Below are 13,336 nucleotides of genomic sequence, written 5' to 3'. Positions count from 1 at the left end.
GCAATGATGACCCAACGGGTGACTCAACGCTTTCTGGCCTGGTGGTGTACAATATTCACGCATTCTGTGGACAATCCGCCATGTTCAAAATCAATCAGATTTTCAAGCATCATCACGATCTCAAGCCGCTGTTACAAGAAGCGGATGATAGGCAGCAATTACAGCAATGCTGGTCAGCAGTTGCCCCGGAATTCTCCAGGTTTTCGCATGTACTGGCGCTACATGATGGTGCACTGACGATTGCCGTACAATCAGGCGCAGCGGCCAGCAGAATCAAGTTAATGGAAACCCAACTCCTGCAAAAAATCCGGGATTTCTGTCAAAATTCCAGGAAAATCAAAGGCTTAAACCTTAACGCAATTAAGGTCAAAGTGCAAGTAAAATCTCGCCCGCAAAGCAAGCATAAACGCATCAAAGCCCCTTCAAATCGCGCTTTAAACACACTCGAAGCTTATGCTAACGAGGCCAATAATCCGGCGCTGGAAGCTGCTTTACGCCACTTTATTGACCAGCAACGTGACGACTGAGTGATGCTTTTTCCGCCCTCAAAATAGCCCTGAAAACGCGCTTGTAGACGCACTTTAATAGTGCAATAATGGCTCAACCTGTTACATTTTATTTACAAATTAAGTAGCAGGGTTTTAAGCAGTCATTACGTTTAACGCAGTTTCATCAGGAACAGGAGAAGTCATGTCAGTCGCATTAATGTTAGCGCTCGGTGCTGCAGTGTTGGCGGTGCTCTATGGCGTAGTAATGAGTCAATGGATTTCAGGGTTACCCGCAGGCAATGCCCGCATGCAGGAAATTGCCGGGGCTATTCAACAGGGCGCAGCCGCCTATTTGTCCCGACAATATAAAGCCATCGCACTGGTCGGCATCATACTGGCTATCTTGATCGGCTTATTTTTAAGCCTGCAAACCGCTATCGGTTTTTTAGTCGGTGCGATCTTATCAGGCGCTTGCGGCTTTATTGGCATGAATGTGTCGGTCAAAGCCAATGTGCGCACAGCCCAGGCAGCCACCCAAGGCATAGGTGCAGCCCTGGATGTGGCCTTTAAAGGCGGTGCGATTACTGGCATGCTGGTGGTCGGCTTGGGCCTGCTGGGCGTCGCTGGCTTTTACAGCTACCTGGGTGCAGAACAGGCGACTGACCTCAACCCACTCATCGGCCTGGCTTTTGGCTCTTCGTTAATCTCCATCTTTGCACGACTGGGTGGCGGCATTTTCACCAAAGGTGCAGATGTCGGCGCTGACCTGGTGGGCAAGGTCGAGGCCGGCATCCCGGAAGATGACCCGCGCAACCCGGCCGTGATTGCCGATAACGTCGGTGACAATGTCGGCGACTGTGCTGGTATGGCCGCCGACCTGTTTGAAACCTATGCCGTGACGCTGATCGCTACCATGGTGCTCGGCGGGCTGATGGCCGCAGAAGCAGGGGCTAATGGTGTGATTTACCCCTTGCTGCTAGGTGCGGTCTCCATCGTTGCCTCCATTATTGGCTGCTTCTTCGTCAAAGCCTCACCCGGCATGAAAAACGTCATGCCTGCGCTGTACAAAGGCCTGGCCGTCGCTGGCTTGCTGTCACTTATCGCGTTTTACTTTGTCACGCAATATGTGTTTCCGCAAGGCTACACCCATGGCGAAGTGACCGTCTCCAGCCAGGCATTATTTGGCGCGTGCGCGGTAGGTTTAGTCTTAACTGCTGCCCTGGTATGGATCACCGAATACTATACCGGCACCGATTACGCGCCAGTGAAACACGTGGCACAAGCCTCAACCACCGGCCACGCCACCAACATTATTGCAGGCATAGGCGTGTCCATGAAGTCGACTGCCCTGCCGGTCATTTCGGTCTGTATCGCTATCTATGTGGCATTTCACCTGGCCGGCCTTTATGGCGTAGCCATTGCTGCCATGGCTATGTTGAGCATGGCAGGCATTGTGGTCGCGCTGGATGCATATGGCCCGATTACCGATAACGCTGGCGGCATCGCCGAGATGGCTGAGTTACCGAGTAGCGTGCGTGATGTCACCGACCCACTGGATGCTGTGGGCAACACCACCAAAGCAGTGACCAAAGGCTATGCCATTGGCTCAGCTGGGCTGGCTTCATTGGTGCTGTTTGCCGACTACACACACAAACTGGAAAGCGCAGGCATTACCGCCAGTTTTGACTTAAGCGACCCGAAAGTCATTATTGGCCTATTTCTTGGCGGCCTGATTCCCTTCCTGTTTGCCGCCATGGCGATGGAAGCCGTTGGTCGCGCCGCAGGTAGCGTGGTTGAAGAAGTGCGCCGCCAGTTCCGCGAAATCAAAGGCATTATGGAGGGTACGGCCAAACCGGAATATGGCAAAGCAGTCGATATGCTGACCAGTGCGGCGATCAAAGAAATGATGCTGCCTTCATTGCTCCCCGTCGCCGCACCCATCCTAGTGGGATTATTTCTGGGCCCGGTCGCGCTAGGTGGCTTGCTTATGGGTACGATTGTCACCGGCCTGTTTGTCGCGATTTCGATGTGTACTGGCGGTGGCGCCTGGGACAACGCCAAGAAGTATATTGAGGACGGCCATCACGGCGGCAAAGGCTCTGATGCCCATAAGGCTGCCGTCACAGGTGACACCGTCGGCGACCCTTACAAGGACACTGCTGGTCCGGCAGTCAACCCATTAATCAAGATTATCAATATCGTGGCACTGTTGATTGTCCCACTGCTTCATTAACAGAAGCTATGCTTCAGCAAATAAAAAAGTCGGCCTAGGCCGACTTTTTTGACGCAGCGCTCACATTAAAACGCTGGCTTCACTTCTGCTTCGTTGTAACGTACCACGCCATCATTAATTTCCTGATGTGCATCTTCAATGCCGACCCAACCCTCAATCTTCACCCATTTACCTTTGTCCAGGTCTTTATAGTGCTCAAAGAAGTGGGCAATCATGTCCAAACGCCAAGGCGAAACATCGCTCAATGTTTTCTGGTAAGCATACAGGCCGCATACTTTTTCAATCGGCACGGCTAGCACTTTGGCATCACCACCGGCTTCGTCGGTCATTTTCAACATGCCTAAAGCACGGCAACGTACAACGACGCCTGGCAATAATGGCACTGGCGTAATCACCAGCACATCCACCGGGTCTCCATCATCGCCCAGCGTGTGTGGAATATAGCCGTAGTTACATGGATATTGCATGGATGTACCCATGAAACGATCCACAAACAGCGCACCACTTTCTTTATCTACTTCGTATTTAACCGGGTCGCCGTTAGCCGGAATTTCGATAATGACGTTAAAGTCGTGGGGCAAATCCTTGCCGCTTGGCACCAAATTCAAAGACATCTTCTCAAACCCATTTCAACAAAAAAGCGCCATTATAGGCGAATAATATGAACATTTGCTGTCAAACAGCACTATTTTTGATCCGGCACAAGCGGCACAGAATCGCGACACGCCTGCCGCACCGCGACTGGCGTCAACTTGAGTGCCAAGTAAAGCAATAATGGAATAATCACTAACTCATCCAACTGGCCGATCACCGGAATAAAGTCCGGAATCAGGTCAAACGGTAACACCAGATAAGCCAACGCCAGCCATAACAAGCCTTTGGCCAACGTGGGCGTCTGCGGATGCGCATGCAGTGCGCGGTAAAACGCAACCTCCTGCTTGAACCGGCTGGCGAGTGTCGCCAATTGTGCGCGAAAGCCCATAGTTGCAGTGAATAATGGTGGCAGTAATTAATAGTTGCCGTGATTAATCGACCAGCAAGGTACGCCCGGTCAATTTGGCAAACGCTTCCATATATTTTTCAGAAGTACGTTGCGCCACATCGGCTGGCAATTCAGGGCCCGGCGCGACTTTGTCCCAGCCGCACCCCTCCAGCCAGTCACGCACATACTGTTTGTCATAACTGGGCGGATTGCTACCAATCTGGTATTGGTCCGCTGGCCAGAAACGGGAAGAATCCGGCGTTAAGGCTTCATCCATCACATGCAACACACCATGCGCGTCGACGCCGAATTCAAATTTGGTGTCAGCAATGATAATACCCTTGGTGCGCGCATATTCCGCCGCACGTGTGTACAAGGCAATGGCGGCTTTTTCCACCTGCGCCGTCAGGTCTTTGCCTATCAGCGCTTCCACCTGGGCGACACTGATGTTTTCATCGTGCTCGCCAACGGCGGCCTTGCTTGAAGGCGTGAATAACGGTTTAGGTAATTGTTGCGCCAATTGCAGACCAGCCGGTAAAGGAATGTCGCAGACAGTGCCTTTGGCTTTATACTCTTTCCAGCCACTACCGACCAGGTAGCCACGCACAATCGCCTCCAGCGGCAAGGCTTTGAGTTTCTTCACCACCACGGCACGACCTTTGACCTGCTCGACTTCATCCGGCGCGACCACAGACTCAGGCGCAATGCCAGTCAAATGGTTAGGCACCACATCCTGCAATTGCTCAAACCAGAAATTAGCCATTTGCGTCAGCATGGCCCCTTTGTGCGCAATGCCGGTGGGCAAAATCACATCAAAAGCGCTTAAACGATCGGTACTCACCAGCAACATGGTGTGGGCGTCGATATCGTAAATATCACGCACCTTGCCCTGGTGCAGTTTTTTCAGGCTTTTGATGGAGGTTTCGAGCAAAGGCGCACGCATAATGTCTATCACACAAGTAAAAATAGCATTATAAATGCGCGACGCCGTTGCAGGCGAGTAAATTGTCTATCAGCGCCAAACTGCCCAATTCCACACGCAGGATCAAGCGGCCTCTGCCACCTCTTCTTCCGCCGCTGGCAAATCTGTCATCGACAATTTTGCATAGCTCACGTAGCGGGTTAAACGTAACAAGTTGCAGGTATAGCCATATTCATTGTCATACCAGCCGATCAATTTGACGAAGGTCGGATCCAGCATGATGCCAGCCCCCGCATCGAACACACTGGCGGCCGGGAAACCGCGGAAATCGCTGGAAACCACGGGCTCTTCGGTATAGCCAAGCACGCCCTTCAAATCACGCTCAGAGGCATATTTCATTACGGCGCAAATGTCTTCGTAAGTGGTTTTTTGTTGCAACTCCACGGTCAAATCAACCACAGACACATCGGCCGATGGAATCCGCATGGACATGCCAGTGAGTTTTTTATTGAGTGCCGGAATCACTTTACCCACCGCTTTGGCAGCCCCGGTACTTGAAGGAATAATGTTTTCAAATACGCCGCGTCCGCCGCGCCAGTCTTTGTTGGAGGTACCATCCACCGTTTTCTGGGTAGCCGTCGCCGCATGAATGGTCGTCATCAAACCACGCTTAACGCCAAAATGGTCATGCAGCACTTTGACGATAGGCGCCAGGCCATTGGTGGTGCAAGACGCCGCCGAGACGATATCTTCACCATGATAATGATAGTGATTGACGCCGTAGACATACATGGGCGTATCGTCTTTGCCGGGTGCAGATTGCACCACAATGCGCGCGCCACCCGCAATATGCGCCGCGCAGGTTTCCTGAGTCAGGAAAACGCCAGTGCATTCGATCACCACATCGACCGCTTCTGCTCCCCAGTCGATATCTGCCGGTTTGGTATGCGCGGTGAGGCGTATTTTCTTGCCATTAATGACCAGAAAGTCGCCCTCTAAATGTGCATCCTGTGCCAGCCTGCCGTGCACGGAGTCATATTTGAGCATATATAACATATGGTCGGGCTCTTCGATACCGTTAATGGCCACGACCTCCATATCCTTGAACTCTGCCTGATTTAATGCGGCGCGCAATACCATACGACCAATGCGGCCAAAGCCGTTAATCCCCACCCTAATGCCCATTTTTGACTCCTTCGTCTCTGGATAGGAAAAAAACAAGCAATTTTGATGCTAATTTTCACCAATTAGCATTAGACAGGCGCGAAAGCCTTGAATAGAATAGAGTTGAATCTTTTGAATGTTGCAAGCAACTGGCCATCGGATATTTTGTGAACATCGCAGAACAATTACTGAGTGGTATCCTGGACACATTACCGCTGCAAATTGCAGTGATTGATGAGACCAGCAGCATTATTTACGTCAATCAGGCCTGGCGGAAATTCGGGCTACTTTACGGCCTGGACCTGGAAACAGACTGGTTTGGTATCGCTTACCTCGACCTCTGTCGGGCCAATGAAGACACCAATCAGCCACTGTTAGTGGATGGTATTGAGCGCGTACTCAGCGGCTCAATCGAGCACTTCACGACTGACTATTTGTGTCACACGCCGACCCAGGAACCTACCTGGTTGACACTCAACCTGCAACCCATGCAAACCACGCTGGCGGACGGCAAGTTATTTTTACTGTCACTGACCAACATCACCCACCACAAACAGACTGAAGATCGCATCTCGGCGCTCACTTTAACCGACCCGCTTACAGGCCTGGCCAATCGCCGCCGCCTGGAGCAATTCATGCGTGACGAATGGTCGCGCGCTATCCGCCATCAATCCAGCCTCAGCGTGATGATGGTCGATGCCGACCACTTCAAACAACTCAATGACAGCATGGGACATGGCGCCGGGGATGATTGCCTGCGCCAATTGGCGGGCATATTAAAACGTTACAGTAACCGCCCGGGGGACTTGGCTGCGCGTTACGGCGGGGAAGAGTTTGTCTTGGTACTGGGGCAAACCACACAGCAGGAAGCCGCTAAAATTGCCGAGCGCATCCGGCAGAAAGTCATGGCGCTGGATATCCGCTTCGCCGGTCATCGCCTGATGACCGTGAGCATCGGCGTTGCCTCACTGGGCCTTCAGCAATCGCAGTCACACAAAGAGCAACATGCGCGCAACCAGTGGCTCAACTTCAGTGAAGACGGCAACTTGCTGATTGAACAGGCCGACAAGGCTTTATATGTGGCCAAAAAACAGGGCCGCAACCGCGTTGAAGTCTACGATAAACACCATAGACTGACGGTCCCGCTCTCCGTTTAAGCAACAACGTAGCGCGCAGACCATCACCAGGCTTAAAGATTAAGCTGCGCGTTCTTCGAGGATAGCCACCGCTGGCAATGTTTTGCCTTCCAGAAACTCCAGAAATGCGCCACCAGCCGTAGAAATATAAGACACTTTGTCATAAATATCATACTTCTGGATCGCAGCAATGGTGTCGCCGCCGCCAGCCAAGGTGAAAGCTTTAGTTTCTGCAATCGCCTTGGCAATCGTTTTGGTGCCCTCACCAAACTGGTCAAACTCAAACACACCCACCGGGCCGTTCCAAACCACGGTACCCGCTTTCATGATGATGTCGACCAACTCGGCCGCAGATTGCGCGCCAATATCAAAAATCATTTCGTCGGCAGCCACGTCGGTTGCTGGCTTTTTCACAGCGGGTTCATTGGCATCAAATTGCTTGCCCACCACCACATCCTTGGCAATCGGCACACAGGCGCCGCGCGCTTCCATTTTGCCCATCAGGCATTTCGCGGTTTCAATGAGGTCATTCTCGCATAACGATTTGCCCACTTCCTGACCAGAGGCTTTAAGAAAGGTATTGGCAATACCGCCACCAACCACCAACTGGTCTACCTTGTCGGACAAGCTTTCAAGCACGGTCAACTTGGTCGACACTTTGGAGCCGCCAACGATCGCCACCAGTGGACGTGCAGGCGCCAGCAAGGCTTTGCTCAGCGCATCCAGCTCTTGTGTCAGTAAAATACCGGCACAAGCCACTGGCGCAAACTTGGCGATACCATGCGTAGAAGCTTCGGCACGGTGCGCAGTGCCAAAGGCATCCATCACAAACACATCGCACAACGCGGCATATTTCTTGGCCAGTTCATCATTGTTTTTCTTTTCACCCACATTGAAGCGACAGTTTTCCAGCAAAATCAGCTGGCCATCTTGCGTGGTCAGGCTGTCTTCAGGCGCATTTGGCGCCAGCCAGTTTTTGACCAGACGCACCGGCTGCCCCAACAACTTACTCATCACATCGGCTACCGGCTGCAATGAATTCTCTTCACTGTACACGCCCTCTTCCGGGCGACCCAAATGGGAAGTCACCATCACTTTGGCGCCTGCTTTTAAGGCAAACTCAATGGTGGGCATGCTGGCTACAATCCTGGCATCACTGGTCACCACGCCGTCTTTCACCGGCACATTGAGGTCGGCACGGATAAACACACGCTTGCCACGCAAGTCGAGGTCGGTCATTTTGATGAATTTCATGAAGGTCTCCCTTGAGCGGTCGCCGCCGCTTGAATATAAACTGGTAAGGATAAAAATATCAGTGACAAAAGCAAACGGGGCATAAAGCCCCGTGCATGATTAAGCAATGTGTTGAACCAGGCGCAGCAGGTTACAGGTGTAACCGTATTCGTTGTCGTACCAGCCAACGACTTTGACAAAAGTCGGGTCCAGCATAATACCGGCATCGGCATCAAACACGCTGGCGGCTGCACTGCTGCGGAAGTCACTGGAAACCACTTTTTCGTTGGTAAATTCCAGTACCCCTTTTAACTCACCGTCGGCCGCTTTTTGCATGGCCGCGCAAATCGCTTCATAGGTTGTTTCGTTATTCAGTTCTACGGTCAAATCCACCACAGATACATCGGCTGAAGGGACGCGCATGGCCATACCGGTCAGCTTTTTGTTGAGTGAAGGAATCACTTTACCTACAGCCTTGGCAGCACCCGTGCTGGAAGGAATAATGTTTTCAAACACGCTGCGGCCACCGCGCCAGTCTTTTTTGGAGGTGCCATCTACCGTCAGTTGTGAGGCTGTCGCGGCATGAATAGTGGTCATCAAGCCACGTTTGATACCAAAAGTGTCATGCAATACTTTTGCCAACGGCGCCAGGCCATTGGTGGTACAAGAAGCGGCAGAAATAATCGCCTGGCCTGCATATTCGTTATGGTTTACGCCAAACACAAACATAGGCGTGTCATCTTTACCTGGCGCTGATTGCACCACTTTTTTCGCACCGCCACTAATGTGCGGATGGCAGTTGTCCTGTGTCAGGAACGCGCCGGTAGATTCGATGATGATATCTGCACCACCAATACGCCAGTCAATCTTGCTAGGGTCACGTTCTGCGGTCAAATGAATGCGTTTGCCATTTACCACCAGTGCACCATTATCAGTTTCTACCTTGGCATTAAAACGGCCATGGACCGAGTCATACTTGAGCAAATACATCATGTATTCAACATCATATGAACTATTAATTGCCACGACTTCGATATTGCTGAACTCTGGTTGCTCAATCGCTGCACGCAACGCCATACGGCCAATTCGCCCAAACCCGTTAATGCCTACCTTGACTGCCATATGCTCCCCAACATTGCTTAGAACTAAAACTCAGTATTTTAACCTAAACCACCTATACTGGACAGATTGTAAGTATTTGATTTGATACACGACAAAGCATAAAAATCATTCAAACACGGCTTCATGCCTGCATGAAGCATCCAACTGATAGAAAGAGGACCTGATGCAAGACACCATTATTCTCGCTGGCGGCTGTTTTTGGGGCATGCAGGACCTGTTCCGACGCCTGCCCGGCGTCATTTCCACACGCGTTGGCTATACCGGCGGCGAAATTCCCCATGCCACCTACCGCAATCATGGCAACCATGCAGAGGCCATAGAGGTGGAGTTTGATGCGTCACAGATCAGCCTGCGGCAGTTACTGGTATTCTTTTTCCAGATTCACGACCCGACCACCTTGAACCGCCAGGGCAATGATTTGGGGCCGTCTTACCGCTCGGCCATTTATTATGCCAATGCGGCACAAAAAGCCGAGGCAGAACAACTGATTGCCGACATGAATGCCACGCAGATCTGGCCCGGGAAAGTCGTCACAGAGGTCACGCCTGCCAGCGATTTTTGGCTGGCCGAGCCTGAACACCAGGATTATTTAGTGAAATATCCCACCGGCTATACCTGCCATGGTTTGCGGCCGGAGTGGATTTTGCCACAAGACCGCGCAGCGGCCGTGTGGCTATAGATTATTCAGGCGTGACGGTGGGTGGCAACTTGTTTGCCGCGGCAGGTTTGCGTGGCTTGCCACCGGGGCGGCGGCCAGAATGATGCAAAAAAGTCGCCAGCTCGTTAAGTGCTAATTGATAAACCTCGCGCTTGAACTCAATCACATCTTCAAGTGGCACCCAGTATTCACTCCAGCGCCAGGCATCAAACTCGGGGTGCTCAGTCGCACGTAACGAAACATCGGAGTCGCGGCCGGTCAGGCGTAATAAAAACCAGATTTGTTTTTGACCTTTATAACTGCCGCGCCACTCGCGCTTTATCCAGCTAGTTGGTACTTCATAGCGCAGCCAGTCACGGGTACGGCCCAGAATTTTGACGTGCTCAGGCTTGAGGCCTACCTCTTCCATCAGCTCACGATACATCGCTTGTTCCGGCGTTTCACCATATTTGATGCCGCCTTGCGGAAACTGCCACGCATGCTCTCTGATACGCTTGCCCCAAAACACCTGGTTATGTGCATTGCAAAGCACAATTCCAACGTTCGGACGGTATCCATCACGATCTAACATAAAAAACTGCCTTCAATATTTCCTGCAATTTTTTCACACTTTGCCCTTTAATGAAAGGACAACCATCATGCGCCTGCCATAAAACCATGCCTGCTTTACGCAAAAAAAAAGCTCACAGGCTGTGAGCTTTTTTACTTCAATCCTGAAATACTCAGGATTTCATACGACGCGCAGCCAAACCACCCACAACCAACAGGCCAGCAAACATCATGGCAGACTTATCTGCTTCTGGTACTGGAATCACAGTCATGTTGACGAAAGTGTAATCAGACTGGTTATCACAGTTTTTACAATGAGAGTTCGGATATCCTTTTGCAGCCGTGAAAACGATGCTGTCTACTGAACGGAAACCAAACGGGTTGTTCAATTGCCAGGCACCTGTACCGCCATCTACTGCACCGCTACCGATGGACACCACACTACCTTCGCCAGTCCAGGCCGCAGTGTGTACGCCAGTGGCTGTCAAATAATAAACACCTGTGCCACCGTCAGCAAAACTGACCAGCATTTTTGCCACTTCTTTTACATCGTTATACTCAGGACCATCAAACAGTAATGCCAGGTTGATGGAAGACACGATGACTTCTTTAGAAAATGTACCGGTCAATGTTTCACCGATATCGATTTCACCAGCAGTTCTACCGCCAGCAATACCAACACCAGTAATACCTGCTTGCGATTTCTTCTGGAACGCGCTGCTACCGGCAAAAGTCGCAGTGGTACCATCCGCAAATGTCGTCAGGTAGCTAGATTGCCCGTTCACGAAATTGGAACCTACCACGGTGCCCGTAGTCAAGGCAGAGGCAGATTGCGCGGTTGCCATTAGCGACACCGACAGCAGCAACTTAAGGCCAGCATAAAATATTTTTTTCATTGTGACTTCCTTATAGATTAAACAATTTGGGATTAAAAAATTCTTTGCTATTTTAAGTCAGCGGACTGAATGTATAAAATAGTCCGTTAGGGTCAAAGGCGAATATTTTGTTTCTTTTCATACATTTACAAATAAAACGCCAAATTCCCACAGTGCATTTATGATCATATAATTAATACGTCTGTCAACCCGATACACTCACAACCGTTTTATCTTTATGCACTTGCCAATGACACACACCTCTCACGCACCCAAACAACATCGGCTGCACCAACGGTGCACTAGCCTGCTCTTGCTATTCGTGTGGAGCGCACTCAGTCACGCAGGTAATTTAGCCTACATTACCAACCAGGGCAGTGACACGGTATCGGTAGTCGACACGCAAAAAAAACAGGTCATACAGACGATAGATGTTGGTAAAGCGCCAGTGGGTGTAGCGATTGCGGCAAAACAGCAACGCGTTTACATCAGCAATGCCAATAGCCAAAGCGTCTCCGTCATCAACAGCCATACCCAGCAAAAGGTGCAAGACATCCCGGTGCCAGTACAAGCCGTTGGCATCACACTCAGCCGAGATGAACGCACCTTATATGTAGCCGACTGGGGTGGCGAACAGGTGATTGCCATGGACACCGCGCATCCCGAAAAACAAAAGGCCTTCAAGGCGGGCAAAACACCGTCGGGCATGCTGGTCAGCGCAGACAATAAAAAATTGTTTATTGCCAACCGCGATAGCAACGACATTACCGTTGTCGACACCAATACGCTGAAAACGCTGGCGCAAATCCCGGTCGGCTTGCACCCGTTCGCGTTAACGCTCAGTCCTGATGGCCGCACACTGTTCGTCGTCAATGTGGTCAGCAACACACTCACCTTACTGAATGTGGATACCTATCAATCAAGCACAGTGAAAACCGGGCAACACCCTTATGGCGTGGCCATTAGCCCGGACAGTCGCTGGGCCTATGTCAGCAACAATCATGCAGAAAGCGTTTCGGTGATTGATTTAAACACAGGCAAAACCGTGAAAACGGTTACCGTCGGCGAGTTCCCTGAAGGGATTGAGTATGACAAAGCGACCAATCAAATCGTCGTTGCCAATTGGGGATCAGACACCGTTTCAATGATTGACGCTCAGACAAATACCGTCACCCACACCATTGCCAGCCCCAAACTATGCCGGTCATTTGGGCAATTTATACTCCAGGCCAAATAAAATTTGTTTTTTTCACAGGATGACCCATGAATTAGTCGCAAAGAAGCTTTTTTTTAGGTAAAGTCACGGGTTGTTTTTGAAACTCCAAGACTGCCTACTTTTATCAAGTACCGCTTACTTTTAGTTTTGAAAGTCTGTAAATATCAGGAGAAATGTAATGAAAAAAATTCTAGGCATTATTGCTGTTTCTTTATTGCCGCTGATCCCTCTGACTGCTGGCGCACACGGTGCGGCTGCGTTACGTTTTGAAAAAACCGTCACCATCAAAGCAGCACCGGCAAAAGTCTGGGCATTGCTCAAAGACTTCGGCAATGTACAAGCTTGGCACGCAGGCGTTGAATCAACCACTGTAGAGCAGAAAAAAGATGAAAACGGTGATGACGCCACTTATCGCACCGTTAAACTGAAAAACGGCGGCGTGATGTACGAAAAACTGCGCTCTGCCGACGACGCTGGCATGCGCTTGAAGTATGAATACGTGATTGAAAAAAGCACCTTGCAAGTGTCTAACTTTTACCCAAGCATCACTGTGACCGGCAGCGGCAACGAAGCAGTGGTAACGGTTAAAGGCAGCTACACACGTGCTGACTCTTCAAACATCCCAAAACCTGAACAAAATGACGACGCTGCAACCAAAGCAGTCAACGATTATTTTGATGCTGGTCTGGAAAGCCTGAAAAAGGTTGCCGAATCGGGAAAGTAATTAGCCAGGGTTCTGGTAAGCGCACGCAAGGCAA

14 protein-coding genes are annotated in these 13,336 nt (G+C 50.8%); 6 read left to right on the top strand and 8 right to left on the bottom strand.

Features of this window, described 5'->3' with window-relative positions:
* Window positions 1-80 precede the first annotated feature (80 nt).
* Both OH31_RS02210 and OH31_RS02205 read left to right on the top strand, forming a co-directional pair.
* Window positions 81-527 (top strand): DUF721 domain-containing protein, encoded by a 447-nt coding sequence (locus OH31_RS02210; protein ID WP_024929446.1) that lies wholly within the window; start codon window positions 81-83, stop codon window positions 525-527.
* Between the two features lie 163 nt (window positions 528-690).
* The gene (locus tag OH31_RS02205; RefSeq protein ID WP_024929445.1) at window positions 691-2,721 is read left to right on the top strand and encodes a sodium-translocating pyrophosphatase; all 2,031 of its coding nucleotides are present in this window, start codon (window positions 691-693) and stop codon (window positions 2,719-2,721) included.
* 65 nt (window positions 2,722-2,786) lie between these two features.
* Here the strand turns inward: OH31_RS02205 and ppa are convergent, their stop codons facing one another.
* The 4 genes from ppa to gap (OH31_RS02185) form a co-directional block, all read right to left on the bottom strand.
* Entirely contained in the window at window positions 2,787-3,335 is a 549-nt protein-coding gene (ppa, locus tag OH31_RS02200) for an inorganic diphosphatase (RefSeq protein WP_019881361.1), read from the bottom strand.
* A 71-nt stretch (window positions 3,336-3,406) separates the two neighbouring features.
* Window positions 3,407-3,703: a YkvA family protein gene (locus OH31_RS02195; protein ID WP_024929444.1), complete on the bottom strand. Its 297-nt coding sequence runs from the start codon at window positions 3,701-3,703 to the stop codon at window positions 3,407-3,409.
* Between the two features lie 43 nt (window positions 3,704-3,746).
* A complete protein-coding gene (locus OH31_RS02190; protein ID WP_024929443.1) occupies window positions 3,747-4,646 on the bottom strand; it encodes a phosphoribosylaminoimidazolesuccinocarboxamide synthase in 900 nt (299 codons plus the stop codon).
* A 102-nt stretch (window positions 4,647-4,748) separates the two neighbouring features.
* A complete protein-coding gene (gene gap / locus OH31_RS02185; RefSeq protein WP_019881358.1) occupies window positions 4,749-5,810 on the bottom strand; it encodes a type I glyceraldehyde-3-phosphate dehydrogenase in 1,062 nt (353 codons plus the stop codon).
* 146 nt (window positions 5,811-5,956) lie between these two features.
* On the opposite strand from gap (OH31_RS02185), the gene OH31_RS02180 reads away from it, so the two are divergent.
* Window positions 5,957-6,946 (top strand): sensor domain-containing diguanylate cyclase, encoded by a 990-nt coding sequence (locus OH31_RS02180; protein ID WP_024929442.1) that lies wholly within the window; start codon window positions 5,957-5,959, stop codon window positions 6,944-6,946.
* A gap of 39 nt (window positions 6,947-6,985) precedes the next feature.
* Here the strand turns inward: OH31_RS02180 and OH31_RS02175 are convergent, their stop codons facing one another.
* Both OH31_RS02175 and gap (OH31_RS02170) read right to left on the bottom strand, forming a co-directional pair.
* Window positions 6,986-8,179 (bottom strand): phosphoglycerate kinase, encoded by a 1,194-nt coding sequence (locus tag OH31_RS02175; protein ID WP_019881356.1) that lies wholly within the window; start codon window positions 8,177-8,179, stop codon window positions 6,986-6,988.
* A 99-nt stretch (window positions 8,180-8,278) separates the two neighbouring features.
* Window positions 8,279-9,280 (bottom strand): type I glyceraldehyde-3-phosphate dehydrogenase, encoded by a 1,002-nt coding sequence (gap, locus tag OH31_RS02170; protein WP_024929441.1) that lies wholly within the window; start codon window positions 9,278-9,280, stop codon window positions 8,279-8,281.
* Between the two features lie 163 nt (window positions 9,281-9,443).
* Here gap (OH31_RS02170) and msrA point away from each other — a divergent pair, with 163 nt between their 5' ends.
* Complete coding sequence (msrA, locus tag OH31_RS02165) at window positions 9,444-9,959, top strand: peptide-methionine (S)-S-oxide reductase MsrA (RefSeq protein WP_024929440.1); 516 nt, start codon at window positions 9,444-9,446, stop codon at window positions 9,957-9,959.
* Between the two features lies 1 nt (window position 9,960).
* Here msrA and OH31_RS02160 read toward each other — a convergent pair whose 3' ends face one another.
* Together OH31_RS02160 and OH31_RS02155 are read right to left on the bottom strand one after the other, a co-directional pair.
* Window positions 9,961-10,509 carry an RNA pyrophosphohydrolase gene (locus OH31_RS02160; RefSeq protein WP_024929439.1) on the bottom strand — a complete coding sequence of 183 codons (549 nt, stop codon included), beginning with the start codon at window positions 10,507-10,509 and terminating at the stop codon, window positions 9,961-9,963.
* Between the two features lie 151 nt (window positions 10,510-10,660).
* Window positions 10,661-11,383 (bottom strand): hypothetical protein, encoded by a 723-nt coding sequence (locus tag OH31_RS02155; RefSeq protein ID WP_024929438.1) that lies wholly within the window; start codon window positions 11,381-11,383, stop codon window positions 10,661-10,663.
* Between the two features lie 229 nt (window positions 11,384-11,612).
* Between OH31_RS02155 and OH31_RS02150 the strand changes: the two genes are divergently transcribed.
* Together OH31_RS02150 and OH31_RS02145 are read left to right on the top strand one after the other, a co-directional pair.
* Window positions 11,613-12,599, top strand: coding sequence for a beta-propeller fold lactonase family protein (locus OH31_RS02150; RefSeq protein ID WP_024929437.1), 987 nt, complete (start codon window positions 11,613-11,615; stop codon window positions 12,597-12,599).
* Window positions 12,600-12,756: 157 nt separating this feature from the next.
* Complete coding sequence (locus tag OH31_RS02145; protein WP_024929436.1) at window positions 12,757-13,302, top strand: SRPBCC family protein; 546 nt, start codon at window positions 12,757-12,759, stop codon at window positions 13,300-13,302.
* The last annotated feature ends 34 nt before the right edge of the window (window positions 13,303-13,336 follow it).

It is taken from the genome of Methylophilus sp. OH31, from assembly GCF_000576615.1.
Taxonomy (GTDB): Bacteria; Pseudomonadota; Gammaproteobacteria; order Burkholderiales; family Methylophilaceae; genus Methylophilus.
Note: the sequence above shows the minus strand (reverse complement) of the source record. Positions and strands in the feature narration are given on the sequence as shown.